Here is a 26216-nt window from a genome sequence, read left to right as displayed (position 1 = left end):
GTGATGCCGGGGATCGTGACTAGCTTCTTCGGTCCGGTGGCGCGCTCGTAGGCCAGGATGCCGTGCGCCTTGTTGTCGAACAGCTCTTCGTTATCGGCCAGCACGAACAAAGTGGCACATTGCTTGGCGCGTGCCACGTCTTCGACCGGTGCGTATTGCATCAGCTTCTCGCGCAGCGGGGCGCCGCGGAGGTTGCCGATCACGCGCGCCCCCGGCGGCGGATAGCCGAGTTCGCCGTGGGCACGCCGCGCGGCTTCGTCGTAGGTCTTGGCGATTTCCGCGTCTCCTAGCACGACCCACCGCGAATCGCAGGCCGGCACCTGGCTGACCGTGGCCTTGATGCGCGGATCGCGGGCGGCGACATACAGCACATGCCCGCCGGAGTAGCTGCTGCCCCACAGTCCGATGCGATCGTGATCGCACTGCGGCTCTCCGTAAACCCAATTGACGGTGTTGGCTAGATCGGTGGTCTGATCGATCGGGTCGACCACTTCGCGGATCTCTTGCACTTCGGCCGTGAAGCGTCGGTCGCTGGTGCGGGGTGGCTGCGGGCTGGTGAGAATCACGCGCGAATCGCTGGCCCCCCAGCCGCGATAATCGAACGTGACCACCAGAAAGCCCGCGCGGGCAAATTCCACCGCGTCGTTGCGCAGCACGGCCGCCACCCCGCCCCAGCCATGCGACATGATGATCGTGGGAAGCTTTTCGCTCGCCGGGTTCTTGGGCGCAAAGACTTCGGCCGCCAGGCGCGTCCCTTCGCTCGTGATCGTCGCTGTGCGGAACGAGATGTCGTCGGGAGGAGTGAACTTGCTCGCCTGGTCCTGGCACGAACCACTGGAGACGATCACCAGCACAATCAGCACGCCATGGCGCAGACTACGGCAAAGTTGGCGATGCATGAAATACCTCGGGGCCGAAACCAGGCGGGCAGGAAATGAAGAACCGCGTGCGACCATTGTAGCCGCTCGCCGCCTCGAGTGTGGAAAGCCACGCAACGCGGGTCGCAGGCCCGCACCCTGGCCGAGAATCTACCGGCCCGCTTTGCCCGCGGGGCTATTTTGGGCGTGCGGCGGAGGATACAGGGTAAGAAATGACGGAAGTGCGTATTGAGCGGGGTAGGTTCGGTCCCGCGTGCGGCGGTACGTGCGACAACGCTGACGGCGGACCAGAGACCCCGAATCACACAATTGAGACGAACAAGAAGGAATGGCCTTTCATTCGTGTAATTCGTCGTTTGAAGTCTTCGCAAGTTGGTTGCCGGGCCATTTAGAAGGCATGTCCACGCGTGCGTGGACATGGCACCCCGGCAGGCGGTCCCGGGCGCGTGGCAGCCCGCGCGATAGCGCTGACAGCGGCCGACCTACTTCGGGACGCCGTGGAAGCGGAAGCGGATATGCTCGGCCAGCACGCGGCGATATTCCTCGATCTCGACGTCGCGCTCGCTGCAGACCAGGAACAGCGCGCCATCGTCGCGGAAGTTGTCGTCCCAGGCCATCACCTGGTCGTCGGTCCAGCGCTGGTCGTACTCGGTCAACTTCTCGTCCGACATGCGGCTGAAGTAGCTGCGCAGGTTGACGTCGGTTTCGTCCATCGCCATCCCCGCCGGCAGCACTTCGTAGTTGATGTTCTTATCGGTCATGGAAATCCTCGCGGGAAAGTGCGGTGCGAAAGTGAATGGCGACGCACCGGGACAACAGTGGCGGAACGCGCGGCGGCCCCGGTGCGAGGTTCTATTGTAGTCGCGGCGGATAGGGCGCCACAACTAGCGGGACCAGGAGTGCGAGAGAACCGCAAAGTCGCCGTTTGATAACCGAATTCGCAAGCGGCCGAATGTCCTGGAGATACTACTTCGCGCCGTTTCGCTTGCCCCTGGCTAGCTGGTCTGCGGTCGGAATTTGCGACAATGTCCACACATGGCCAGCGCGATCATCGAAGCCCACATCGCTAGCGACGCAGGTTCAGGCACGGTCGCGGCCGCTTGAAAGGCGAACGTGCCCGCGGCGAATCGAGGGACGGGCACCGCTTCGCCGGAATCTGCTCCATGCGGATTGGCCACGCTGGAAACTGGGAATTCAAATCCGCTCCCTGTGTCCCAGCGGGCGGTTAAGGACGGGTTGCTAGAAAAATCCAACAGCCCGCCGCCGTCGTTCATGGTTGTCTGCACGCCATAGCCAAAGCCGGTGTTATAGTTCGCGTCATTCAGCGTCACGATGCTGTAGGTTCCAGGCGACAGATCGAAAGGTGTAACATCGACCAGGAAGTCGCCATTGATCTGTGAACCCACGCTGGACGGCGTGATGATCAAGCTCGGCGCCGCAAGAAGCCCGGACGTTACGTCGAAAATTCCGACCGTAACCCCGGCGCCAACAGTGCCGCTTAAATTCGCCGTGTCACCATTGTCGAACGCTCCTAATTGCGTCACGGTGACGAGGCTACTAACGATGAAATCCAGTCCCAGGTTGCCAACCCAATTCTGTATCCCGTTCGCCGGGACGTTGGCGGCGTTGTCAAAGGCGATGTCGGCGCTGGCGCCGCGAGGGATGGCAATCAGAACCAGGATCAAGCCGACGGCAGTTGTACGTCTGGTCATCATATGTACCCGCGTAGGATTAATTCCGGGATCGCCACCGCTTGCTCTGCTATTAGTACGCCCCAGGAAGCCATTTCCTGACGCACTGCCCGAGCCGGCAGGCCGGTATCGTGGGGTAGCAGCACCGAATCGGGACAACAAGGGGTTCCCCGCCGGAACCGCGGCGTCGGTTAGCAGCGCGAAAGTGATGACTTTTCAGTTCAATACGATCCGGCTTCTGCGGAGCATTGCTTTCGCCGCGATTGGCGTTCGGTCGCTGACCTTGTTCCCTAAGTATCCGGACATGGTGGTCTTTATTTGCTTTATGGCGCCTGCAGCATTTGGCGGAGCGATTGGCGCCTTGTTCGGTAAGACGTCGCACGGCGCATTCAGCGGTCTGGTAGTCACCGTCATCGCGTTTGCCGCAATATTTATGTATGTAATGCTCGCAGTACCGATCATGGAATAGCCCGGCCCACGGCCGCGATGCACACCGGTGGGCCTGCACGCGCGCAAAAAAACCACCCTCGCCGGGCGCGTGGCCAGACGAGGGTGGTTGAATGGTTCGTTCTTTTGCAATCGACAATTATTCGTCGACGCGCGCCTGGCCTAGGCCTGGAACGAGCTGCCGCAGCCGCAGCTCTTCACTGCGTTCGGGTTGTCGAACGTGAAGCCGCGCTTCTCGAGACCGTCGTAGAAGTCGACCGTCGTGCCGTCGAGGTACAGAGCGCTCTTCTTGTCGACCACGACCGGCACGCCGTGATACTCGTACTTCGAGTCGATCTTCTCGTCGAAGGCCTTGTCGAAACCGAGGCTGTATTGGAAACCACTGCAGCCGCCGCCAGCGACGCCTACCCGCAGCACGGTCTCAGGTCCGAGCTTTTGTTCTTCGATGATCCGCTTGACCTCTTTTGCGGCCTTTTCGCTGAGCATGACAGCCATGAATGTCCTAAGCCTCCGATAGGGAAGGGTTTTTCGCAACGGAATGTGTCTTAATTATACAATCCAACGCCGGAAGGGAAGAGCGCCTGAAACCGGCCTTTTCCCCGTGCCACGACAGGCAAACGGGCCGTTTCCGGCCCATTTGCCTTAGTAGCGACCAAAGCCATCAATAGCTTGTCTTGACATTGTCGTCGAGATGGCGTTCGCCCCGGAGTTCGGATTCACGTCGGCGGCACGGCGGACACCTGAGGGGCCGCCGCTGGAATCCCCTTCCGGCTTGGCCGCCATGCCCGAATTAGGGATGCAGCACCTCGCGATAGTCCCACTCGAAAAAGTGCCAATAGTTCGAGCCCGGCCGTTGAATCCAGACGGGGTTGCGCTGGCACCAAGGAGTTTCCTGATCCAACAGGGCAATATGCGTGACGTGTGCCGCGACCGGAGGGTCCATGACTTTATAAAATACGTAACCCGGCAATGCGAACGGCGGCGGAGGGACCCTTTTCAGGTTCGTCAGGTAGTGGTGGCAATGACCATTGTGGTGCCGCAGCCAGAATGCTCCAGTCCCACCGTTATGGATAAGATGGAAGGTCGAACGGCAGCCGCTGAAGATCCGTTTGTAAGCGTACGTCCCAGCCGCGGCTTCGTCTTCCGGAGCGGCAAGTTCCTCGTCTTCCACATACGAGGCAAGGGTCGCAACTGGGGCAGCGTTCGGTCGCCCCTTGCTGTTTGAACCGGCCGATTCCGCGGGCCCATCTTCATACACAGCAGGTTCGGCGCCGCTTGCCGGCTCATCGATATTCAGAGTCTCACGGGCAAAATTGCCGAGATATTCTCGGTCGGCAACACTCAATCTTTCCACCGGGACGACGACCGATACTCCACTCTGTTTTTTCAGTACGACCTCGTTGACGCGGTACTCCGTCAACTCGGCCTCGCGGTGGAACTGGCCAGTCGAGTCTGTCCATTCGCGACCATTGACCGTCGACAGACCAACAAGAAGAGCAACAGCCAGCAAACTGATGCGACACATCGTTCTACCCCCATTGAGAAGTTCGGAAACCCGCTAGTGGGAGTAGATGCTAGCGTTTGAAGCACGCGGTTTCAAATTATTTGGTAAACACGATCGGGGGGAAACCTTCAGCGCGAGTGGCGCGAGCGACCGCTTAGGCCAGGCTGCTGAGCTTGCGCAGCCGCTCGACCGATTCTGCCACGCTGTCGATGGCATATTCGACTTCGTCGCTGGAGTTGAATCGCCCCAGGCCGAATCGCAGGCTGGCCCGCGTCTGGTCCTCGTCCAGACCCAGGGCCCGCAGGACGTGGCTCGGCTCGGGATTGGCCGACGTGCAGGCGCTGCCCGAGCTAACTGCCAGATGCTGGATGCTCATCATCAGGGCTTCGCCATTGACGTAGGCGAAGCTGGCGTTGAGATTGCCCGGCAGGCGGAGCTCGTCCGCGAGCGCTGGGCCATTCAACGTCACGCCTTCCAGCTTTTGCGACAATCCCTCGAAAAGGCGATTGCGCAGCGCGGCCAAGCGCGTGCGCTCGGTCGGCATCTCTGCCAGGCACAACGTGAGTGCCCGGGCGAAGCCGACGATGCCGGGCACGTTCAACGTGCCGCTGCGGACGCCTCCTTCTTGCCCGCCGCCGTCGATCTGGGGTAGCAGCCGGGCGGCGGCGTTGCGGCGACGCACATACAGCGCGCCAACACCCTTAGGTCCGTATATCTTGTGCGCGCTAAAACTCATCAGGTCGACCCCCAACGTGTCGACGTCGACTGGCATCTTACCCACGGCCTGCGTGGCGTCGCAATGCAGCAGCGCCCCGCGCGCGCGGCACAGCGCGGAGATCTCGGCCAGCGGTTGGATGATGCCGATCTCGTTATTGGCCATCATGACCGACACCAACAACGTATCGGGGCGAATCGCGTCGGCGATGCGTGCGACGTCTAGTAAGCCTGCGCGATCGGTGCCCGCCTGTTCGACCGGTAGCAGCGTGACCTCGAACCCGCGGCGTGCGAGCCTCGCCAGCGGATCGAGCACGGCCTTATGCTCGGTGGTGACACTGATCAGATGGTTGCCGCGGCGGCGAACTCGATCGGCGATGCCGCGCAGCGCCAGGTTGTTGCTCTCGGTGGCTCCGCTTGTAAAGACAATGTCGCGCGGGCCGGCGCCAATCGCCGCGGCGATTTCGGCGCGGGCCACGTCGACCGCTTCCTTGGCCTGCGCGCCAAAGGAGTGATTCACGCTGCCGGGGTTGCCGTAGTGATCCGTTAGGTAGGGCAACATCGCCTGCACGACGCGCGGATCGACGCGCGTCGTGGCGTGGTTGTCCATATAGATTGGCAATTCGAGCATCGGCGGCAAGTCATCCCAGGCCTAACAATGCACTCCGCATACCACTTAATTCTAGCCCTGCCCCGGGGCGGGGACTAATGCGGGGGACGCCGTTGGCGCAGCGCAGGCGTGACGTCAGTTAATAAATGGTCTAAAGAGCGGCCAGAAACAGGGGACAGCGAAGAGGATCACGATGCCCAAGAGCCCGCCGACACAGGCGCCTCGGTAGGTCCGTGACGAGATTTCACCGATCGCGAATCCGCACGAGAACCCGATCAGGCAATAGGCCACTTCCGCCAGTATTGCTTCGTCCGTCTGAGTCGCGGCCCGCCAGCTGGCGAAAGAGCACGCCAAAGTGGTCATGACGACCAAGGCCGTACCCAGGCGAATCTGCCAGCGGGATTTGCCTGGCGTCATGGCACTTCTCGGTCAATCAGCGCGGCCGAACAAGGCTTTCAGGCAGATTTGCGACCAGGTTTCAAAGCCGCTCAAATCGGCCAGTAGTTGGTCGACCGGATGGAAGCCGCATTCGACGAGCTCGCTTTCGCGCGGACGGACGCAGGGCTCTTCGACGTCGAAGAGATGAACCACGCCCAGATGCACCTGTCCGACCGGCGTCTCATCGTCGTTGATCAGGCCGACGCACTGTTCGGTGTAGGCGGATTCGATGAAGACTTCTTCCTCGAGCTCGCGGCGCAACCCTTCTTGATAGACATTGCCGGTGCCGGCCTGATGATCGTCCGACGAAATATGGCCGCCGATGCCGACGCTGCGTTTACTGCGCAGGCGCCCTTCGCCTTGCCCCTTGCCGCGCGTATAGGCGAACACTGTGACCCGGCCGGCCGGGTCGACATGGCGAAACACGCAATAAGGAATCAACTGCTTGAACGACGGGTCTTCTTCCATCTGCCCGCGCGGACGGTAGCTGATGTGGGCCGGCTTCAACAGCTCGTCGAGGTAGCGGTTCGTGTCGCGCGAGAAGCCCTGAAAATGTCCCAAGCTATGGAACAACTCCGTGGGCACGACCAACACATGCTCTGTAGAAACTTCGACCATGGTGATTCCTTTCGTGTTGCAAAGCCTTGGCCATGCGGATCAGCCGTGAAGATCCTGCGGCGACTCGACACCGTGCCAGCGGTGCAGGGCAATGTCCGGCGCCCTGGCGAGCGACCGAGCCAGTGTCAGGCCCAGTATACGCGGCGCTAGCAATGCTGGCGAGCGGTGTCACACCGAGGCTAAGACGGGTAGTAATACGTTTTGCGGGCCAGTCAACGGAACGAGAGAATGATCAACAGAGATTTCATGGTGTTACCTTTGTCCAATGTGGCGGGCAGCGTACCTGAGCCTCGGGGAACAGGGCAATCGTTCGCGCTGATTCTTCGTCGGATGTGTCCGCCTTCACCCACAGGCATGTAACGGCCTCGTCGCCGAGCATGGTGCGCCAGACCGGGATTTGTGGGCGTTCCTGTCCCACTAGTACGGCCTCGCGAGCCATGAAAACTCTACTCGCACGTTCACGAGCCGCGTGACGGTGTCGTATGAAGTTCAACTCTGCCCTGAGCCATGCCAGACAGCAGGCCGTCAAGGCGATCACTATCAAAATCGCGCCCAGTCCGAACTGGAACCAGCGGCGGCGCGCGGGGGGCGTCGTGGACATCACGGCATTCTACCGCGGACGGCCGATCAACCGGAACGAGAGTTTCCGTTCAGTTTGCAGTCGCGGTCCGCGCATGGTCAGCGGCTCCTTTGGCGTGGATCGCTCACTTTAGAGATTCGCGGCGCGGCGCAAGTCGCGTGCAGATGCGGATTGCGTTGCCGTCCGGGTCCATAACTGTCATGTCGCGCAGTCCCTTGATCGTCTCGCTGGGGGGCGCTTTGATCGGTACGCCGCGGCCGACAAGTTCGGCGTGCCAGGCGTCGACGTCGGGAACGTACAGGTGAATCAGCCCACCCGGCTGGCAATCGCCCGCGTGCTCGGTCAGGAAGAATTCCAAGCAATCGCGCGATACCGACATGAAGACCGGAAAGTTTGGTTCGTAGCGGTGTTCCCAATTAATCTGAAAGCCCAGCCCGTCGACATAAAACTTCTTGCTGCGCTCGTAACTGGTAATCCGCAGTGCGGGCACGACCTGCTGAGACACTTTGTCGGCTCCTTTTTGCCGCGTCGAAGACGCGTGGTGTGCGATCGGCATCGAACGCGCGCAGTGCGTCGCACTTCTTACAGGATCAACATGGCATCGCCATAGCTATAGAAGCGGTAGCGTTCGCGGATGGCTTCCTCATAGGCGCGCATGACCAGCTCTTCGCCGCCGAACGTGCGCACCAGCACCAGCAACGTCGTGCGCGGTAGATGAAAGTTCGTCATCAACGCGTCAATGGCGCGAAACTTGTAAGACGGGCGGATGAAAAGATCGGTCGAACCGCTCCACGGTTGCAGCTCGCCCGTTTGTGCGGCGGTTTCCAGCACGCGGGTGGTGGTGGTTCCCACGGCCACGATTCGTCCACCTGCGGCGCGGGCGGCGCGAATCGTCTCCACCGCGTCGGCATCCACCTCGCCCCGTTCGCTGTGCATGGCGTGTTCATCAAGCGCGTCGACCGCGATCGGGCGAAACGTATCCAGGCCCACATGCAGCACCAGCCGGCAAATGCGCACGCCTGACTCTTCCAGCCGGGCGAGCAGCGGCTGGCTGAAATGCAGACCCGCCGTGGGCGCAGCGACCGAGCCGGCCTGCCGCGCGTAGACCGTTTGATACGATTGCCGATCGTCGTCCGTCATTTCGCCGCCGCGAATGTAGTGCGGTAGCGGCACGCGCCCCACGCGGGCCAGCAAATCGAATGTCGGCTCGTCGCTCTCGGGCTCGACAACCCACACGCCGCCGGGCAGCCGCTCGACCAGGCGCAGCGAAATGTCGTCACGCCCCACGTTGTTCGTCAGCATGATCGTCTCGCCCACGACCGGTTTGCCGCGGGTTTTGGCCAGCAGCCGCCAATGACGCGCGGACTCGCTGGTCAGAAACAGCCCTTCCCAGGCACCGCCCGTCAGAGCGCGCTTGCCCACCAGGCGGGCTGGCACCACCAAGGTTTCGTTTACCACGACGCAATCCGGCGCCCGCAGCACTTCGGGCAAGTCGCGCACATAGGCGTGTGAGAGTGTTCCTACCGACCGATCGACGATCATCAACCTTGCGTCGGATCGTTGCGACAGCGGACGTTGCGAGATCAGGTCGCGCGGCAGTTCGTAATCGTATCGCGATAGCTCAGACATACGGAAATTCTGGAATTTGACCGCTAAATAGCCCCGCTCGATCGCTCGCGAAACTCATTGCATGCCCTAGAATCGAGTATACGGCGCGCACCGCGCGCGTCGATGGGTGAGATCAGGGCGTGCATACCTTGGGCCGACGGCCACACCGCGAGCAGATGGCGACCGTGAATCCGACAAACCCCGCCCGCACGGCCGCCCCTTCTTCTTCGCTTGCCGGAGAAAGACTTCGCGTCGCGCTGTTGATTACCGATCTGGACGTGGGCGGGGCCGAGCGTGCGCTGGTGGAATTAGCCCGGCGGCTCGATCGCCGCGCGTTCGACGTGCGCGTGTGGAGTTTGGCGGCGCCCTCTGCTGGTCCGGCACGCTCGCTGATACCGGCATTGCACGAGGCCTTAATTCCGGTGCAGGCGCTGCAGGCGCGTGGCGCCCGTGATGCGTTGCGCGTCGTGAGATACCTCGTGGCCCAATGGAAAGCGTGGCGGCCCGATATTCTGCAAACGTCATTATTTCATGCCAACATAGTGGGCCGGTTAGCGGCTTGGCCGGCGGGCGTGCCGCATGTCGTCTCAGGCATCCGCGTAGCCGAGCAACGTGGCCGCTGGCGATTAAGCGTCGATCGCTGGACCGAGCGATTGGTCGAGCGGCACGTCTGCGTCAGTCATTCAGTGGCCGAATTTTCATGTACAGAGGGGGGCCTGCCCACCAACAAGCTGGTCGTCATACCGAACGGCGTAGATCTTTCGCCCTACGACGGCGCTGCACCGATCGCGGCCGACGAGCTGGGCATTCCGTCCGGACGGCAATGGATCACCTATGTAGGACGGCTCGATCCGCAAAAAGGCTTGGAGTGGTTGTTGGACAATGCCTCGTCCTGGCTGGCAGCCGCTGCGGATCACGATTTGCTCTTGGTCGGCGATGGCCCGCTGCGCGCACCGCTGGCCGACCTGGTTCGTACGCGCCAGCTCGAGGGCCGGGTGCATTTTGTGGGTTGGCGCGGCGACGTGCCGCGCATTCTTGCCGCCAGCCGCCTGCTGGTGCTTCCCTCGCTGTGGGAAGGCATGCCGAACGTCATTCTCGAAGCGATGGCTAGCAGCCTCCCCGTGCTGGCAACAGACGTGCAGGGAGTGCGCGAGCTGCTGGGCCCCGACGCCGATGCGCAAGTGGTGGCCGTCGGCGACGCCGTCGGTTGGAACGCAAAGCTGCAGGCTCTGGTCAAAGATCCCCAGCTAGCAGCGCAACTAGGGACCCGCAATCGGCAACGTGTGGCCGAGCGGTTTACGCTGGATCATATGATCGAAGCCTATGCGCAGCTGTATCGATCGCTGGCTGGCCCGCGAGATTCGTCCGATCAGGGCTAGGGAACTGGGCGGGCCTGGTGCCGTGGGGCGTGTGGATCTAGCTTGACGTACCGGTCGAAGCCGGTCATTGTATGCGCCCTTTTCTCAGTTGCCCCGAGGAGACTCATGCCGCCGCGCTCTGAGCACATTTCCGTGATGCTCAGCGAGGTCCTGCAGGGTTTGGATCCGCAGCCGGGCCAGGTCTTCGTCGATGGAACGATGGGAGGAGGCGGACATGCGCGAGCGTTGGCCGAACGCGTAGCCCCGGCGGGTCGCGTGATCGCGCTCGATCGCGATCCGGCCGCGGTGTCGGCCGGGCAGCAAAGCGTGGCAGCGCTGCCGGTCAGCGTGGTGCTAGCAAACTATCGTGATTTGGTCAGCGTGTTGGCAGAATTGGGAGCGCCCCCGGTGAACGGCATATTGCTCGACCTGGGATTGTCGAGCGATCAGTTGGCCGACCGCGAGCGCGGTTTCAGCTTCGAGGCGGATGGTCCGTTGGATTTGCGATTTGATCCGAACGAGGGAGAACCGGCCGCGGCGCTGGTGAACCGCTTGCGTGAGACGGCGCTGGCCGATCTGATCTACCAATTGGGCGAGGAACGATTCAGCAGGCGCATTGCCCGGCGGATCGTGGAACATCGTCAGCAGCAACGTATCGAAACAGCAACACAACTGGCCGAGATTGTCCGCCGCGCAGTGCCACGATCGGCAGACACGCGCAGGATCGATCCGGCCACGCGAACGTTTCAAGCATTGCGGATTGCGGTCAACGACGAACTAGGCGCGCTTGATCAAGCGCTGGCGACCATGCCCGATTGCCTGGTGCAGGGGGGCCGGCTGGCGGTGATTAGCTTTCACTCGCTGGAGGATCGGCGGGTGAAAGAATCGTTTCGCGATGATCCACGTTACGAGTCGCGCACCAAAAAGCCTTTGCGAGCAAGCGAACAAGAGACAGCACATAACCCTCGTTCGCGCAGCGCCAAACTGCGCATTGCGGTGCGACGCTAGCAGACGGCCGAACAGCCCGGCTGCAGAAGCCGAATCCTGCCAAGTTATGGAGAACAAGGCACATGACAGAAGATCTGAAAGACCACGATGGTCTGGGCTCGGATGAAATCGAAGCGCCGGACCCGGCTGCCGCCGCTGAACTGGCCAAGGAAGTTCGCTTCGGCCTGTCGCTCTTGGGCTTGTTGCTGGCACTGCTGGCGACGGCCTTGTACGTGAAGCTCGGTTCTCCTGGTTTCCCCTGGGGCGGCGCGGAAGTGGCCCAGGCCGACAGTGCGGCGCCTGCCGAAGAACCGCAGGCCGACGCGGCCAGTGCGGGCCCGGCGGGTGAACCCGCCGCGCAGCCGATTCACCTGGCCGCGCAACCAGACGCCACCGCCCGGACGCCGCTGTGGAATGACAATCGTTACGCTGAGCAGCAAGAGCCGGCCATGCCGGCCGAAGCACCGCCTACTGGCGGCGCAGCCGAAGAATCTCACGAGGCGGCCGGCGCCGAACAACCGGTCAATCCTTTCGACCATCAAGCGCAAACGCCGGAACAAGACGCCGCCGCGCAGCTGCCAGCTGACGAAGCGCCGCCGTTTGCCGCCATGCCGGCGGGGGGCGACCACGCGGACCAGCCGATCGAAACGACGGCCGCCACCGAAGCCACCCCGTTCGACGCAGTGCCTGCCGAACCGTTTTCAGCTAGCGAACTGCCTGCTGAACCGCCGCAGAACGGCGGACCGCTCATCGCCGAGTCCGAAGCCGGAGTCGAGTTGCAACCACATCCCGACGCGGGCCCCAGCATTGTACAACCGGCCGGCGCCAAGGAACCGACGCTGGCCGAGCCGCGCAATTCTCCCTACGGCCGCGGTCAGGTTCGCGATCGTTACGCCGCCGGAGGCCGAACCGCGCCCCCACCACTGCCGGGCGAGGACGGACCGCGCGCGGCTCCTTCGGCCGAGCATACCCCGTTGCACGCGGTTCCCGATCACGATTGGAACGCAGCCGGTGCCGCCCCCGCACCGCACGAAAGCGAGCTAGAGCGCGAGTTGCAAGAACAGCGCACGCCGCAGCACGGAAGAACTCCGCCGCCGAGCGGCGCGATGAACGATCTCGATGCGCCAGCCTCGGAATTTGCCGCGCCGCGCGATGACATCATGAGCCACCACCATCAGCCCACGCATACGCCTACGGCCGATGGCACGTACACGGTGGAACCGAACGACAGCTTTTGGACGATCTCGCAGAAGGTCTACGGCACCGGCGGCTACTTCAAGGCCGTGCAGCGACACAACCGCAAGCCGGGCAATCAGGCCGATGGGCTGGAAATCGGTGAAAAGATTCTGGTGCCGCCCGTCGAGACGCTGCAACAGAAGTACCCCGACCTGTGCCCGAAGCAACGCGGCGCAGGCACCGGCCGGATGATGCCGGCCAGCGCCCACGGCAACCTGCGTGGCGGGCGCGTGTACGTTGTCGAGGAGGGGGACACACTGTTCGACATTGCCCGCTACGAGCTGGGCAAGGCCTCGCGTTGGGCCGAGATCTACGATCTGAATCGCGGCCAGCTGGGAACCGACTACAACTACATCGCCCCCGGCACGAAGCTGATGTTGCCCGACGCTGTGACCAGCGAACCGGATGCCCTAACCACGCGACCCGGCACGCCCTTCCCGCGTTAGCATGCATCGAGCGTGGCGTGGCAAAAAGATCGGCCGCCACCGAGCCATTAGTGTCAAACGGAAACGCGATCAGCAGTGGATGCGGCTAGCGAAGTGAAGTCGGCACACCACTGCCGAACGTTCTTCGCGCATGCTTGCACGACACGCCTGCCATCGCAAGCGCCGTCTCATCCGGCCGAATAGAACTCGTCCCCATCACTTCTCTGTGAACTCGGTGCCGTCGGTGGCAACTCGTTTTCGTCCGATGCAGACGAGAATTCCTGCCACAGAGACCACAGAGGGCCACCGAGAACGCGAGGAAGCTGCGATGAAGAGTGTCTTGTTCTTTCTTGTCGGCGTAATCTACGTTCTCTGCGGATAATCCCGAGCGTCTTGCTATTCGTTATGCATAGCGGCCAAGATCCGTGAGCGATCGCCGCATTTCAGTGGCGAGTGTCGCACGAGGCGCAAAACGAAAACGGACTGACGTTTCCGTCAGCCCGTTCGTGATTGATCTGATAATTGGCTGGCCACTTGTTAACAGCGGCCGGCAGGCCGACTATTTGAACCCGTAGCTGGGGTTCTCGGTGCTGAAGTCGGCGTCGGTGAAGCCGTTGTTGACCTTCACGTTGAGGAAAGTGTATTCCTCGTTCAGTTGCGGCTGGTTCGTGCCTGGGGCCGGCCAATCGTACGCTTCGTAGCGGATCGGCAACTGCATCTGGTCGTCGACATAGATGCGTGCCAGGTGGAATAGGAAGTTGCGTCGGGGCACCGGGTGTTCGACTTGGATGCAGGTGCAGGTGCGATTCTGCACCTTGGCGCCCTGGATGAACTTCACGCTGCACTCGCCGTACTTCACGTCATTGCCGCCGATCTCGAGCAAGCGCTCCAACAGCCGACGCATGCCCATCTCGGTGATCGGGTAACGATTGCCACTCATGGCCAGGGTGCTGGTCGGCTTGAGCGACACGGTGCCAATCAGGCGATGCTTGATGCCGTTGCCGTGGGCCAACAGGCTGTTGCCGTTCTGACCGTCGACAAAGATGGCTTCTTGCCCTTTGACGCGTGCCGGGCCAAGGAAGTACGTGTAGACGCTAAATGGCTGGTGCCGCACCTTGACGAAGATGTATTCGTGTTCGCCCAGGGTGCCGTCGATGCGCTCGCGCTTGACCAGCGTGCAGGAGTAATCCTGCACCTTGCTGAATTCTTCTAAGCCCTGCTTGGCCCACCGCAGGGCCGGCAGCAACGGATGCTCTGGGGCCGCCTGCCCTTCAGCGCCTGCGACGTTGGCGGGCACATTGCCCGGAATCGCCGCGGTCGATACTTCCGTGGCGCGGAAGCCAGGCGGGTCGCTCGGGGCCGCTTGTTGCGGCGGAACCGCGGATTGTTGTGCGTCGAGCGGCTGCTCGAATTGCACCGGACGCACACCTCCGCGCGGCTGTTGATTGCTAGCACCCGGATATGTCGCGGCGCCGGGAGCCTGCATCTGGCCTTGGGCTGCGCCCGCATAAGGCGTCGTCGCGGCGGCGCGATTGGGGGGCAACTGCTGGCGGGCCGGCTGAGAGCCGTAGGCGCCGGGTTGATTCGGATTCTGATACTGCGGATTTCCGGCCGTAGGATCCTGATACCCAGGGGTCGCCGGCTGTGCCTGGTACTGCGGATAAGCTGCAGGCTGGCCCTGACTCTGCGGGTAGGCCGGCTGCTGCGGCGACTGCTGGCGCACGACCGGCTGCCGTTGGTATTGCGCGGCGGGATACTGCGCCGCGGGGTACTGCGGGGCGCCGTTGTTGTATTGAGGAGCGGCGTATTGCCCTGCGGGGGCAGGCGCCTGGCTGTAGACCTGAGCGTTGGCCGAGCGGGCACCCAGTGCTGTGAGAAAGCCTGCGGCCCAACACGTCCAACGATGTGTCCTGAATGCCATCAAACCGACTCCTTTCGGTCGCGGTGGCGATCTTTGCGGCGCCGCGCCTGATGTTTGGTTTCGTTCGCGCGATTCGTGCCCCGTACTGGCCGCAAGTTCAGACCACCGGAAGCAACTGCCATGCCGCTCCGCGATCTATTGCCTGTCGACTGCGGCCGGGGCTTTACCTAAAAGGCTGGCGCCCAACAGATTCCTGCTAAGATTTACTGCCAAAGCGCGCTACCCGGACCATCTGCTGTCATGGGTACTTATCGCCAATCGCTGTGGCGGAATTTACAATGCCGCAAGTCGTCGACGCCACCGTGCGCCGTCGACCGGCACCGACCCATTTCGGGCGGTGCCTCTGATCTCTGGGCGAACTATACGATCCCAGCCGCTTTCGAGGGAAGATCGAGTGCCACAATTGCAACCTGCTATCGCCACAATAGTATCTGCCCCATTCGCCGAAAACTCGTACATCGCGCATTTTGAAGGACGCGACGACTGTTTGGTGATCGATCCCGGGTTCGAGCCAGAAAAAATATTCGAGTACCTCGCAGAAAACCAACTTGTGCCAGCAGCCTTTTTGATCACGCATGGCCATGCGGATCACATCGTGGGGAACGTGGCGATGAAAGAACGCTGGCCCGACTGCCCCATCGTGATCGGCCGCGAAGAGGCTCCCAAGCTGACGAGCGCCAGGTTGAACCTCTCGGAACACTTCGGCGCGCCGCTCACCAGTCCGCCCGCCGACGTCACGCTGGAAGAAGGCGAGGTCTTTCGTGCGGCCGGCTTCGTGCTGGAAGCACGCACGATTCCGGGGCACTCTTCCGGGCACATGGTCTTCATCGCCCGCGATGCCACTCCGCAGTATGTTTTTGGCGGCGACGTGCTGTTCGCCGGCAGCATTGGCCGCACCGATTTTCCCGATGGAAGTTTCGAGGCGCTGGCCGCGGGCATTCACCAGCACTTGTTCACGTTGCCCGACGACACGATCGTCTTTCCCGGCCATGGCCCGGCCACGACCGTAGGAGATGAAAAAGAAGACAACCCCTACGTGGGCCGCCCCGGCGGCTGGCGGGGGTAAGGCGCCAGCAATCGGCATTCAGACGTTGCTAGTCTGCCGAGGGCCTTAATCGCGCGGGGGAAACTCGAGCGCCGTGGTTGGCCTTACGGCGTCGGGTAGGACGGCGGGCAGTTCCAGCGTGAAGCGGCTGCCGTGGCCCACCTGGCTATCGACCATGATGCGGCCGCCGTGTTCTTTCATGATCTTCTCGCTCACCGGTAGCCCCAGGCCCGTGCCGCGGCTTCCCTTGTGCGACACGAATAGCGAGAAGATGTTTTGCAATTCCTCGGGTGGAATGCCTACGCCGTTGTCTTCGACGGCGATCCGCGCGAGGTTTTCGGCGGCATCGTACGACGTGGAAACGACCACGCGGGGCTGACGTTGCGGGGCCGGCTCCTCAGCCGCTTCGTCGGTCGATTCGTCGTCGGCATCGGCCGCTGCGGCGCAGGCGTCGATGGCGTTCGAGGTGACATTCAGCACCGCGCGATGCACGCCGTCCGGGTCGAACGTCAACGTGGGAAAATCCGCGGCCGGCCGCCACACCAGTTCGACGTGCTTGTCCTGCGCGCGGGCCCGCATCAGTTCCACGACCTCGCCTACCACCTGGTTCAAATCGGCCGGCACCAGCTCCGGCTCGCGTTCCTTGCTGAACGTGAGCATGTCCATCACCAGGTTCGAGATCTTTTCCTGGTTGCGTTCGACGAACTCCCAACCCTTGCCGACCATCGTTTCGTTGTGGCGCGAGAGGCCGTCCTTGATCAGGAAGCTGCCGGCGCGAATGCCTTGCAAAATGTTCTTGATGTCGTGCGCGAGCGTGGCGATCGTCTGACCGACGGCGGCCAACCGCTCGGCCTGCACCATCGCCGAATAATATTGCGTATCCTCTACGGCCAACGCGGCCTGATGGGCGACGGCGATCATCAGTTTCAAATGTTCGTCATTGAATTTATTGGCGTTGCCGCGCTGACTGACCTGCTTGGGGGACGACAGCGTGTCGATGTAGATCACGCCCACCACGCCGTAGCGGCCACCGAGCGGAACGCAGATCGCTTCGCGGACGCCGGCCCGCACGATGCTGGCGCCGGGATTCCAGCGTTCGTCCTCGCGGGCGTCGCTGGTCAGCACCCCCTCGTTGTGCTGCATGCAATAGTCGAGGATCGTCTGGCTGATCGCGATGCGGTCGTTGCCGCTGGTGCCCTGGCGATTATGCCGCACCTTGGGGGTCAGCTTCTTGGTGGCCGGGTCGGTGAGCATGATGCAGCCGCGGTCGGCTTCGACCCAATCGAAGATCAGCCGCATGATGCGATCCAGCAGCTGGTCGATGTCTAGCGTATGGCTGACGGCCAGCGCCGTGCGGTAGATGATTTGCAGGTTGCTGCCGCCATGGGCCAGCCGCATGTTCTGCGGAATATCGGCCTCGGCGTCGAACAGCAGTCCGCTCGCCTCGGGACTCATGGCGCGGATGATCCGCGAGCGATCGTCCGATTGCTGCCGCGTGATGATATCGATCTTGCGGGCGACGCCACTTTCGGCGTCCCCGACCGTGGCCGTAAACAGCAGCTGCGTGCCGCCCACCTGCATCTGGTCGCCGCTGACCAGGGCGTGTGTCTTTACGCGCTGCCCGTTGACGAATGTGCCGTTGGAACTGTCCAAATCGGCGAGCAAGTAGGTATCGCCGCTACGGCGCAGTTCGGCGTGGCGGCGCGAAACTTCGGTGTCGTGTACCTGGATCTGGTTGCAGGTGTCGCGGCCGAGGCCAATGACCTCCTCGGACAGCGCGAAGCGCAATCCTTGGTCGTTGCCTCGGAAGACGAACAGAGAAGACACGGCGCGACTCCATGACCGTCGGAAGCGGCGGCCACTGAGGGACCTGTTGGGTCCGCGCGGTACGGCGTGCCGCAAGTCTGTTGAATCATCCCAGGCGTATGACGCCGGACGATTGATCGCCGTCGAACGCTGGCACGCACCCTGCGCCGAACATGGTCGGCCCACCGTGGCGCGCCGCGAAGAAGCGTACGATCAAAGACATGGGGCGATGACGAAACCGCGGTCCCACGCCACGTGTCAGGCGGCTCGAGCGACCGATTGCTGGGAGCTCGCCAGCAACTCCTCGATTTTACGGATCAGAGGACCGTAGTGGTAGGGTTTGCGGACGAACTGACCGGGGGGGCTGCTCCCCGAGAGTGGAGCCCGTCCGCCGATTAAAAGGACGGGCGTCGCGCTTTCGCGCGATTGGGTGGCGAACTCGTCGGCCACACTGGTGGCGACGGTGGCCAGTTGCTCGGCATCCAGCACAATTAAGTGCGGAACGTAGCGGCGGGCCATGACCAGGCCCTGCGCTGGCTCGCCGGTGGCAAAGATGCGCACGCCGCGCGGTTCGAGCGCGGTGCGCAAAACTTCGTGCGTTTCTTCCATCGGATCGACGATGAGCACGCTATAGCGGGGGACCAAGAAGCGTCTCCGTGTCGGCGCGCTTGTAAAGAAGCGCATGTGGCCGCTGCCGTTGGCGTCCGCTAACCCCCCCGCGCCCAAACAAGCTTTCTTTTTTGTCACGACGCACTCGACGGCTTACCGAGTCGTTGTGACCGCAGCCCTTTGGGAAGGGTCGGAAGCATAGCGGCGACACCCGCGCGTGTCAAAATCGATTTCTCCGGGTTGGCGTCCTCGATGGGGGGCCTCGCTTTACGACGATCCTACACGGTCGCGGCGAACCTCATTGCCGCTGCGGGGCGCTTGACGCGCAGCGCGCAACCACTGAGAATTTCACTAGATACGCGCCGCACTCTCACCCACAGTAATCCTGACCCCTACCCGCCGGCTGGGCCTCGTTCCTAGTTTTAATCTGCACGACGGCCAGGAACCGACTAACTCGCTGCGGCACATAGAGAGAACAGTAAAATTGCCGCGGCGTAGGAAATCTGTCCCTAAACTGCCTGTCTCGCTCGCGTTTGTAAGCCACGAACAACACAAGGTTGCCCAAAATGCCCAGTGCGACAAGGAATAGAGGTTCGCTTGCGGAATCGGGACCTGGCAGGACGCCTTCGCTGGTTCGTTCGCTGCAAACTGGCCGCCGGAGCGTGGTGACGACAGTCTGCCTGCTCGGCGTGGCGCTGTCGGCCGTAACGTCACACGGGGCAGACGCCGAGAGTGCCGCTAGCAGCGAAAAGCGCCTGGCGGATGCGATCGGTTTTCTGGCGGCCGACGAGCTCGAAGGGCGAGGGGTCGGCACGGCCGGTATCGACAAGGCCGCCGAGTTTTTGGCCGCGCAGTTTGCCGCGCTGGGACTAAACACGGCCCTCTACGAAGGCACCCCCTTTCAGAAGTTCAAGATGAACGCGGGTGTGTCGTTGGGTGAGCACAATCAACTCACGTTCAAAACCACGACCGCAGACAAGCCCGAGGCGATCGAGCTTAAGAGCGGAGAAGACTTCATCCCCCTATCGTTGGGCGGGTCGGGCAAGCTGGACTTGCCTGTGGTGTTCGCCGGGTATGGCATAACCGGCAAGGACGAGGGGTATGACGACTACGCGGGAATCGATGTCGAAGGCAAAGCCGTGGTCATCTTGCGGCACGAGCCGCAGCAGGACAACCCGCACAGCGCCTTCGCCGGCACACGCGATTCGCAGCTGGCGCCGATGTGGCGCAAGGTGTCGAACGCCTACGAGCATGGTGCCGCGGCCGTCATTTTTTGCACCGACGAAGTGGCGATTCGCAAAGAGATCGAGACGCGTCGCAAGCAACTGGACGAAGCCCTCGACGAACTGAACAAGGCCCATGACGAGTTCAAGAAGATCGAACGGCCGACTCTGGCGAAAGTTGACGAATACCGCACCAAGATCGACGAACTGGCCGACAAGGTCAACGACCAGACCAAGAAGCTGGGGGCCGCGCTCGACCCGCTGATGAAGTTTCAGGTTCCGGGCGGCAACGAAGCGTCGCGCATCCCGGTGCTGCACTGCCGGCGGGCGGTGATCGATCGCATTCTCAAAGCCACGCTCGACACCGATCTATCGGCTTTGGAACAGCAGATCGACAAAGGGCCCATGCCGCACAGCCGCGAGATCCCCGCCTGGCGATTGGTGGGAGAAATCGAGGTCATTCGCCGTGACGTCGAAGTCAAAAACGTCGTGGCCGTGCTGGAAGGAGAAGGTCCGCACGCCGACGAGACCATCGTGATTGGCGCCCATTACGATCATTTGGGATTCGGCGGCGAGGGGTCGTTTGTGATCGGCAAGAAAGAAATACATAACGGCGCCGACGACAACGGGTCGGGCACCGCCGTGCTCGTCGAAGTCGCACGGTTGTTGTCCACTCGCGAGAAAAGGCTCCCACGCCGCGTGGTTTTCATCGCCTTCACCGGCGAAGAGCGCGGGCTGATCGGCAGTGCCCGCTACTGCCGCGAGCCTCTTTTTCCCTTGGACAAGACCGTGGCCATGCTGAATATGGACATGGTGGGCCGGCTAAAGGACGAAAAGCTGATTATCCAGGGTCTGGACACCGCCAGCGAATTTGTGGCGGTGATCGACCGCTTGAACGAGGGCTTCGGCTTCGATCTGACAAAGAAAGATGGCGGCACCGGACCCAGCGACCACTCGTCGTTCTATCTGCACAAGATCCCGGTCATGCACTTTTTCACCGGGTTGCACAGCGACTATCACCGGCCCAGCGACGACGTGGAAAAAATCAACGTCCCGGGCATGCGTCGCGTGGCAGAAATGGTGGCCGATACCGCGGTGGCCATCGCCGAAGCCGACATGCGACCGACTTTTGTCGAGAAGGCCAGTCCGCCCAGCGGCGGCGGTGGCGGGGAGGGGGGCGACCGCCCTTACTTTGGCAGCATTCCTGATTTCGGTCAGGAGCGAGCCGGCTACGCCATTAGCGGTGTCAGCAAGGACGGTCCGGCCGACAAGGGGGGCATGAAGGGGGGGGACAACATTATTAAGCTGGGCGAGAGCAAAATCGGCAGCCTGGAGGATTTCGACAGTGCGCTGCGGAAGTACAAGGCCGGCGATAAGGTGCCGGTGATTGTCGAGCGCGACGGTGCCGAAGTCCGTCTCGAAGTAACGCTAGCAGCGCCGCGCTAGAGTTTGGGCCACGATCGCCGGCTGTCTCATCTTGACCGGTCGCTTGGTTCTTGAGAAACTTTGCCTCGCGCCCATCCAAGGCCGACCATGATGACGTCGGCAGCGCGCAGACTTCAGGGACGGAGATCTTCGACATGGAACGTCGTCGCGTTTTGTTCGCCTTGCTGGCCATGTGCTTGGTTGCCGCTACGGGTTGCGGTTCGGGCGATGCTGCTGGTCCGTCGGCCACTGCCAATACGGCGCCGCAGGGCCCAGCCGACATGAAGCCAGAGCAGGTCGTTCGCCAGTTCCTCGAAGCAGTGCGCACAGGCAACGATGCCGAGGCGTCGAAGATGCTGACCGAAGTCGCGCGGCAAGAAACGCAAAAGCACGACCTGGTGGTCGCTCCCAAGGGAAGCGAAACGGCCAAGTTCGAAGTGGGCGACGTCGAGTACGTGCTGAAGGACGAACTGGCACACGTTCAGAGCAAGTGGACTGACATCGGCGACGACGGTCAGCCCCACAGCGATGACATCATCTGGGCTCTACGACGCGACGATCCGGGTTGGCGTATCGCGGGGATGGCCACGACGATCTTCCCGGGCGAGCCGCCGCTATTGCTCGACTTCGAGAAGCCCGAAGAGATGATGCGTCAGCAGCAAATGGCGGAAGAAGAGATGAATCGACGCGAACGAGCTGCAGCGACTCCGACGGCGCAAGCAGCGCCCGCGGCGCCTACATCGCCGGCACCAGCGGCTACGAAGGCCCAAAAACGGACCGATGGCAATGTTCTGCGACAATAACACTGGGCTAGCCTCGAACGGTCCGTTTGCCCGGGTAGAGCGAGACTTTCTGATTTTTTCAGTCTCGACGAGAGGCTTGTCACGCGCCGCATAATCTCTTTTGCGGCCAGCCTTTAGGCGTGATTTGCCGGGCATTTCTTTGCGCTTCACGCAGGGGCAGCAAATTCTTCCTACTTTTCCCAGCATTCCATTTGCTGTGGTCTATAGTTCCACAGACGATTTTCGCAGCACTGCCCAAAGCCCCGCCTCTGTCCATCCTACCGTTTTGGTCCTTGACAACGAAATCGTCAGTGTTAACTTAACCGACCTAGCCTATTACGCCGGGTTCGTTGCATTTAACCGGCATGTCCTTCCGCGCGAGAGCCGCGCGGGCAGTTTTAGGTACATGGAACAGTTGACCGAAGGTCACCCGCCCCATTTGTAGGCCGTCAGGATGGGGATGGAAACAGAGCTGGACGGCAATGGTTGGGTAAATCCCTTTCGGTACGGTACCTGTTTAGTGGGAGGAGTCTAGAATGAATCGTGCATTGTTCTTCGGCATCGCGATGTTTTTCGCGGTAGTCGGCATTGCCCTCGTGGGCGCCGACAAGAAGGCTTCGGCCGGTTTCCGCCATCATCGCGGATGCAACGGCTGTGCCTGCAGTGGTGGTGGTTGTGACGGTGGTTGCTCGGCTGCTGCCGACTCGTGCGGCGGTGGCTGCTCGGCTTCGGCTTGCTGCGGTCATCGCAAGCACTGCGGTGGCTTGTTCCATCGCCACAAGCACCGTTGCAATGGTTGCAATGGCGGCTGCAATGGTGGTGGTTGCAATGGTGGTGGTTGCTCGGCTCCGGCTTGCGGTGGTGGTTGCTCGGGCAGTGCCCCGGCCGCTGACGCTCCGGCCGAGACTCCTCCCCCGGCTCCCGCTGCTGCCTAGTTAGCGGACTTGCCGTCCAAGGTGGAATGAGTCCAGCCAAGTCCTTCGTGGCCTAGGCGGACGGCGCCGTAAAACGCCTGTCGCCAATCGATAAGATTGGCCGGGCGCAAAAAGAAACGGATTCTCAACACCGGGCCTCGCGCAATTTTGCGGGAGGCCCGGTTTGTTTTTTGCGCCGGTCGGGCAAACGAGCGAACCTCGGGGATTTATTCCAGCCACGACCCCGGCCGTCCGATCTTTTCAATATGCTAGCGTCGCAACCGGCGCGCTCTCTGTTACCTTCTGGACGCCGCGGTCAGGACATGGCGGCTTCTCGCATGGCCCACAGTACTTCCAGCACCACTCCCGGCGCGACCACCGACGTCGGCCAGCCCTCGGAGCTGACCCGCACCGTGGTTAGCTTTCTGGTGTTCATCCACCTGTTCGCACTGGTCGTGGGAATTGTCTCGAACGAGGTCCCCTCGCAGCTCGAGTCGGAGCTGGGACAACTGAGCGGACTGCGCCAATATCGACAAGCCTTGGGCATGGACCTCCCCTACACCTATTACTTCACGCGCGGCAATGAACCCGGCGGCGAGCTGGATATCGACTACAGGATCGAGGCCACGATCAAGCGGGCCGATGGCTCGACTGAGACCGTAACTTTTCCCAACGCCGAGATGAGTCCTCATCAGCGTTTTCATCGATATCAGAAGCTGGCCACGCGACTGGCGGAATTTGCCGCCGATGATGCCGAGCCGCTTAATTTTCTGGCCCAATCGATTGCCGGCGGATTGCTCCGGTCATATGACGCGAAAAGTCTCGACCTGCGCTGTCGCGGCCAGCTGACGCCGCCGGCGATGGCCGATTTTCAGCCAGACGCCAAGCGTGATCCTGGCGTCCGCGATGCTTATGACGCACACGCGTTCTTGTCGGGTGACAAAGTCGAGTTGCTGAAGAAGGAATCGGCCCGCGACACGGCCCCGCCCCCCAAAGACCAATAATTGCCGACCGGCACGGTCGTCGGCCCGGCTTGATCGGGGGCGCGATCGCGGTTCGTGGCTCTCTCCTTGTACGATTGCTGCACGAAGGACGAAATGTCAGATGCTCACGGTCGTTAACGACTATTTTCGCGAGCTCACCGAGCGATTCGCCCAGGCGTGGAACCGCTTTTGGTTCACACCGTCTGACGCGCTCACCTTGTCGGTCATGCGAATCCTGGCCGGGCTGATCGCGCTGTATACGATCGCCACCTACACGCCCGATCTGGAATTGCTGTTTGGCGCCGACGGACTGCTGGCTGCCGACAGCGTGCGCGGCCTGCGTGGCGATTACTACGGTTTCTCGTACTTGAACGTGCTCGATACGCCCTCGCGGCTGTGGGCCGGACATTTGGCCGGATTGGCTGTGCTGGCGCTATTCACGCTTGGTCTGTTCACGCGTGTGACTTCGATACTGTCACTGGTTGTCGTATTGTCGTACTTCCATCGCTCGTACGTGGTCACATCCGAGATGGAACCGGTGCTGACGTTCGTCCTGTTTTATCTATGCCTGGCGCCGGCCGGTGCTTACCTGTCGCTCGATCGGATGTTGGCGCGTCGCAAAACGCGTTCAGGCGAGGCAAGTCCGCTACCGTCTCCGAGTTGGCCGACGACGGTTGCCACGCGGCTGATCCAGATTCATCTGACGATCGTGTACCTGATGATGCTGCTCGCGCAGCTCAACGAGAACACCTGGTGGGATGGCACGGCCATGTGGTGGCTGGCCGGACGACGCGATTCGGCCCTGACGGATCTCACCTGGATGTACGCCCACCCGTGGTTGGTCAACCTCTGGACGCACAGCTTCGTGCTGTTCGAGGGGGCCTTTATCGTGTTGGCCTGGAACCGCTGGGCCGCGCCGCTGATGGTCTCGCTGGGCGTATTGGTGTGGGCTCCGATGGCCGTGGTGACAGGCCTGGTTCCCTTGGCCGTGATGATGGTGGTGGCAGGTCTGGCCTTTATTTTGCCGGGATCGATGCGGACGCTGCTTGGTTGTTGCGGCCTGTCGCGGTTCGTAGAATAACCACCGCCCTGGCATATTCTTAGCCGCGCGCCGCACGGCATCCGTCGTCAGATGGTTCGCGTCGAGCCGCCGTTCGCGCCGCAGCCAGCACACCTTCCCGAGAGACCGCAACGATGAATGATCGCCTGCTCCGCCGCGATTTTTTGCGATCCGCTGCGATAGCCGCCGCAGGAGCGGGGTTGCTAGCCGCCCGGCCGCGACTACCCCGCGCGCAGGCCATCGAGCCGATCCGCCGCACGGGCGGGCCGAAGTTTAAATTCAGCCTGGCCGCCTATAGCTACCGCGACTTGCTCACCGCCAAGCCGCCCAAGCTATCGCTCGAAGATTTCATCACCGATTGCGCGAAACTGCAGCTCGAAGGAACCGAGCTGACGTCGTACTACTTTCCTCCTGATGCCACGCCCGACTACTTGCGCCATTTGAAGCAGTTGGCGTTCGACCTGGGATTGGACATTTCAGGCACGGCCGTGGGCAATGATTTTTGCGTGCCACCGGGGCCGAAGCGAGACGAGCAGATTGCTAGCGTTAAGAAGTGGATCGACAATGCCGCGATTCTGGGCGCGCCGGTGATCCGCATCTTTTCGGGGCACGCACCCAAGGGAACGAGCGTCGAGGATGCCCATCGCTTGGCCGTGGGCGGAATCGAAGAGTGTTGCCAATATGCCGGCCAGAATGGCGTGTACCTGGCCCTGGAGAATCACGGCGGGCTGACGGCTACGGCCGAGGGGCTACTGTCGTTGGTCCACGACGTGAAGAGCCCCTGGTTCGCGGTCAACCTGGACACGGGCAATTTCAACACGGCCGATCCGTATGCGGACCTGGCGAAGTTGGCGCCGTACGCTGTGAACGTGCAGGTGAAAGTTTCGATTCATCCAGCCGGCGGCCAGCGCCAACCGGCCGACATGCAGCGCCTGGCCAAGATCCTCAACGATTCAGGCTATCGCGGCTACATCGTGCTGGAATTCGAAGAGCCCGGCGAACCCGTGGCCGAATGCCGCCGCTACGTCGACCAGATGCGCAATGCGTTCCTGGGTTAAAAACCCCATGTCGACAGAGCGCACTGTACGGAATTCATCCTCCGTGACCTCGGTGCCCTCCGTGGCCAAACGAATGTGTCAGCTGCGCCGACGGAATTTGCCGCCGAGGTCTCAGAGGGCCACAGAGAAAGAGAGTGGCGGCTTTGAAGTCGTCATGCTCTGTTGAAAACTGATGGAATTAAGTGAGGATCATTAAGTTGTGGGTCAGGACGCGGAGCAGGCATTCACGGGCTTGCGCTTCGTTGCTGCGCGAGCGGAGGGCTGATCCGAGCAGTCGTTTGTTGCGTGAAATGGCG

General features: G+C 61.9%; 25 protein-coding genes. 11 read left to right on the top strand and 14 right to left on the bottom strand.

Going from position 1 to position 26216, the window contains the following annotated elements; all coding sequences use genetic code 11:
- The 3 genes from VGG64_16150 to VGG64_16140 form a co-directional block, all read right to left on the bottom strand.
- On the bottom strand, positions 1-899 hold an 899-nt coding region (locus VGG64_16150; protein ID HEY1601136.1), incomplete at its 3' end, for an alpha/beta fold hydrolase.
- Between the two features lie 461 nt (positions 900-1360).
- On the bottom strand, positions 1361-1639 hold the full coding sequence (locus VGG64_16145; GenBank protein HEY1601135.1) for a hypothetical protein: 279 nt from the start codon (positions 1637-1639) through the stop codon (positions 1361-1363).
- 234 nt (positions 1640-1873) lie between these two features.
- Complete coding sequence (locus tag VGG64_16140) at positions 1874-2590, bottom strand: hypothetical protein (GenBank protein HEY1601134.1); 717 nt, start codon at positions 2588-2590, stop codon at positions 1874-1876.
- A 184-nt stretch (positions 2591-2774) separates the two neighbouring features.
- Here VGG64_16140 and VGG64_16135 point away from each other — a divergent pair, with 184 nt between their 5' ends.
- The gene (locus VGG64_16135) at positions 2775-3038 is read left to right on the top strand and encodes a hypothetical protein (protein ID HEY1601133.1); all 264 of its coding nucleotides are present in this window, start codon (positions 2775-2777) and stop codon (positions 3036-3038) included.
- 140 nt (positions 3039-3178) lie between these two features.
- Here VGG64_16135 and VGG64_16130 read toward each other — a convergent pair whose 3' ends face one another.
- The 8 genes from VGG64_16130 to queA all read right to left on the bottom strand — a co-directional run bounded on the left by VGG64_16130 (position 3179) and on the right by queA (position 9109).
- A complete protein-coding gene (locus tag VGG64_16130) occupies positions 3179-3511 on the bottom strand; it encodes an iron-sulfur cluster assembly accessory protein (protein HEY1601132.1) in 333 nt (110 codons plus the stop codon).
- Positions 3512-3806: 295 nt separating this feature from the next.
- Positions 3807-4541, bottom strand: a complete 735-nt coding sequence (locus VGG64_16125) for an SHD1 domain-containing protein (GenBank protein ID HEY1601131.1) — start codon at positions 4539-4541, stop codon at positions 3807-3809.
- A 133-nt stretch (positions 4542-4674) separates the two neighbouring features.
- Positions 4675-5865: an aminotransferase class V-fold PLP-dependent enzyme gene (locus VGG64_16120; protein ID HEY1601130.1), complete on the bottom strand. Its 1191-nt coding sequence runs from the start codon at positions 5863-5865 to the stop codon at positions 4675-4677.
- Positions 5866-5979: 114 nt separating this feature from the next.
- A complete protein-coding gene (locus VGG64_16115) occupies positions 5980-6261 on the bottom strand; it encodes a hypothetical protein (protein ID HEY1601129.1) in 282 nt (93 codons plus the stop codon).
- Positions 6262-6273: 12 nt separating this feature from the next.
- Entirely contained in the window at positions 6274-6900 is a 627-nt protein-coding gene (locus VGG64_16110) for a phosphoesterase (GenBank protein HEY1601128.1), read from the bottom strand.
- Positions 6901-7144: 244 nt separating this feature from the next.
- Positions 7145-7339, bottom strand: a complete 195-nt coding sequence (locus VGG64_16105; protein HEY1601127.1) for a hypothetical protein — start codon at positions 7337-7339, stop codon at positions 7145-7147.
- Positions 7340-7604: 265 nt separating this feature from the next.
- Positions 7605-7985 (bottom strand): glyoxalase superfamily protein, encoded by a 381-nt coding sequence (locus tag VGG64_16100; protein HEY1601126.1) that lies wholly within the window; start codon positions 7983-7985, stop codon positions 7605-7607.
- Between the two features lie 77 nt (positions 7986-8062).
- On the bottom strand, positions 8063-9109 hold the full coding sequence (queA, locus tag VGG64_16095) for a tRNA preQ1(34) S-adenosylmethionine ribosyltransferase-isomerase QueA (protein ID HEY1601125.1): 1047 nt from the start codon (positions 9107-9109) through the stop codon (positions 8063-8065).
- Positions 9110-9273: 164 nt separating this feature from the next.
- Here queA and VGG64_16090 point away from each other — a divergent pair, with 164 nt between their 5' ends.
- From VGG64_16090 to VGG64_16080, 3 genes are all read left to right on the top strand, one after another.
- The gene (locus VGG64_16090) at positions 9274-10467 is read left to right on the top strand and encodes a glycosyltransferase (protein ID HEY1601124.1); all 1194 of its coding nucleotides are present in this window, start codon (positions 9274-9276) and stop codon (positions 10465-10467) included.
- Positions 10468-10572: 105 nt separating this feature from the next.
- Positions 10573-11454 (top strand): 16S rRNA (cytosine(1402)-N(4))-methyltransferase RsmH, encoded by an 882-nt coding sequence (gene rsmH / locus VGG64_16085; GenBank protein HEY1601123.1) that lies wholly within the window; start codon positions 10573-10575, stop codon positions 11452-11454.
- Positions 11455-11516: 62 nt separating this feature from the next.
- Complete coding sequence (locus VGG64_16080; protein HEY1601122.1) at positions 11517-13115, top strand: LysM peptidoglycan-binding domain-containing protein; 1599 nt, start codon at positions 11517-11519, stop codon at positions 13113-13115.
- Positions 13116-13653: 538 nt separating this feature from the next.
- Here VGG64_16080 and VGG64_16075 read toward each other — a convergent pair.
- The gene (locus tag VGG64_16075; GenBank protein ID HEY1601121.1) at positions 13654-15015 is read right to left on the bottom strand and encodes a DUF1571 domain-containing protein; all 1362 of its coding nucleotides are present in this window, start codon (positions 15013-15015) and stop codon (positions 13654-13656) included.
- 394 nt (positions 15016-15409) lie between these two features.
- On the opposite strand from VGG64_16075, the gene VGG64_16070 reads away from it, so the two are divergent.
- Positions 15410-16081: an MBL fold metallo-hydrolase gene (locus VGG64_16070; GenBank protein ID HEY1601120.1), complete on the top strand. Its 672-nt coding sequence runs from the start codon at positions 15410-15412 to the stop codon at positions 16079-16081.
- 45 nt (positions 16082-16126) lie between these two features.
- On the opposite strand, the gene VGG64_16065 is transcribed toward VGG64_16070, so the two are convergent.
- Positions 16127-17887, bottom strand: a complete 1761-nt coding sequence (locus VGG64_16065; protein ID HEY1601119.1) for an ATP-binding protein — start codon at positions 17885-17887, stop codon at positions 16127-16129.
- Between the two features lie 237 nt (positions 17888-18124).
- Positions 18125-18613: a hypothetical protein gene (locus tag VGG64_16060; GenBank protein HEY1601118.1), complete on the bottom strand. Its 489-nt coding sequence runs from the start codon at positions 18611-18613 to the stop codon at positions 18125-18127.
- 527 nt (positions 18614-19140) lie between these two features.
- On the opposite strand from VGG64_16060, the gene VGG64_16055 reads away from it, so the two are divergent.
- The 6 genes from VGG64_16055 (at position 19141) to VGG64_16030 (ending at position 25920) form a co-directional block, all read left to right on the top strand.
- Positions 19141-21144 (top strand): M28 family peptidase, encoded by a 2004-nt coding sequence (locus tag VGG64_16055; GenBank protein HEY1601117.1) that lies wholly within the window; start codon positions 19141-19143, stop codon positions 21142-21144.
- 134 nt (positions 21145-21278) lie between these two features.
- On the top strand, positions 21279-21926 hold the full coding sequence (locus VGG64_16050; protein ID HEY1601116.1) for a hypothetical protein: 648 nt from the start codon (positions 21279-21281) through the stop codon (positions 21924-21926).
- Between the two features lie 515 nt (positions 21927-22441).
- A complete protein-coding gene (locus VGG64_16045; protein ID HEY1601115.1) occupies positions 22442-22840 on the top strand; it encodes a hypothetical protein in 399 nt (132 codons plus the stop codon).
- A 317-nt stretch (positions 22841-23157) separates the two neighbouring features.
- On the top strand, positions 23158-23823 hold the full coding sequence (locus VGG64_16040; GenBank protein ID HEY1601114.1) for a hypothetical protein: 666 nt from the start codon (positions 23158-23160) through the stop codon (positions 23821-23823).
- Positions 23824-23923: 100 nt separating this feature from the next.
- Complete coding sequence (locus tag VGG64_16035) at positions 23924-24883, top strand: hypothetical protein (GenBank protein HEY1601113.1); 960 nt, start codon at positions 23924-23926, stop codon at positions 24881-24883.
- A gap of 113 nt (positions 24884-24996) precedes the next feature.
- On the top strand, positions 24997-25920 hold the full coding sequence (locus tag VGG64_16030; GenBank protein HEY1601112.1) for a sugar phosphate isomerase/epimerase family protein: 924 nt from the start codon (positions 24997-24999) through the stop codon (positions 25918-25920).
- The last annotated feature ends 296 nt before the right edge of the window (positions 25921-26216 follow it).

The sequence above is a fragment of the Pirellulales bacterium genome, assembly GCA_036490175.1.
Lineage (GTDB): Bacteria > Planctomycetota > Planctomycetia > Pirellulales > JACPPG01 > JACPPG01.
This window is presented reverse-complemented; position numbering and strand designations above follow the sequence as displayed.

Bases quoted from the DNA above. Each gene is read 5' to 3' on its own strand.
- VGG64_16145 (HEY1601135.1), bottom strand. From the start codon at position 1,639: ATGACCGATAAGAACATCAACTACGAAGTGCTGCCGGCGGGGATGGCG.
- VGG64_16140 (HEY1601134.1), bottom strand. From the start codon at position 2,590: ATGACCAGACGTACAACTGCCGTCGGCTTGATCCTGGTTCTGATTGCC.
- VGG64_16130 (HEY1601132.1), bottom strand. From the start codon at position 3,511: ATGGCTGTCATGCTCAGCGAAAAGGCCGCAAAAGAGGTCAAGCGGATC.
- VGG64_16125 (HEY1601131.1), bottom strand. From the start codon at position 4,541: ATGTGTCGCATCAGTTTGCTGGCTGTTGCTCTTCTTGTTGGTCTGTCG.
- VGG64_16120 (HEY1601130.1), bottom strand. From the start codon at position 5,865: ATGCTCGAATTGCCAATCTATATGGACAACCACGCCACGACGCGCGTC.
- VGG64_16115 (HEY1601129.1), bottom strand. From the start codon at position 6,261: ATGACGCCAGGCAAATCCCGCTGGCAGATTCGCCTGGGTACGGCCTTG.
- VGG64_16110 (HEY1601128.1), bottom strand. From the start codon at position 6,900: ATGGTCGAAGTTTCTACAGAGCATGTGTTGGTCGTGCCCACGGAGTTG.
- VGG64_16105 (HEY1601127.1), bottom strand. From the start codon at position 7,339: ATGGCTCGCGAGGCCGTACTAGTGGGACAGGAACGCCCACAAATCCCG.
- queA (HEY1601125.1), bottom strand. From the start codon at position 9,109: ATGTCTGAGCTATCGCGATACGATTACGAACTGCCGCGCGACCTGATC.
- rsmH (HEY1601123.1), top strand. From the start codon at position 10,573: ATGCCGCCGCGCTCTGAGCACATTTCCGTGATGCTCAGCGAGGTCCTG.
- VGG64_16080 (HEY1601122.1), top strand. From the start codon at position 11,517: ATGACAGAAGATCTGAAAGACCACGATGGTCTGGGCTCGGATGAAATC.
- VGG64_16075 (HEY1601121.1), bottom strand. From the start codon at position 15,015: ATGGCATTCAGGACACATCGTTGGACGTGTTGGGCCGCAGGCTTTCTC.
- VGG64_16050 (HEY1601116.1), top strand. From the start codon at position 21,279: ATGGAACGTCGTCGCGTTTTGTTCGCCTTGCTGGCCATGTGCTTGGTT.
- VGG64_16045 (HEY1601115.1), top strand. From the start codon at position 22,442: ATGAATCGTGCATTGTTCTTCGGCATCGCGATGTTTTTCGCGGTAGTC.
- VGG64_16040 (HEY1601114.1), top strand. From the start codon at position 23,158: ATGGCCCACAGTACTTCCAGCACCACTCCCGGCGCGACCACCGACGTC.
- VGG64_16035 (HEY1601113.1), top strand. From the start codon at position 23,924: ATGCTCACGGTCGTTAACGACTATTTTCGCGAGCTCACCGAGCGATTC.
- VGG64_16030 (HEY1601112.1), top strand. From the start codon at position 24,997: ATGAATGATCGCCTGCTCCGCCGCGATTTTTTGCGATCCGCTGCGATA.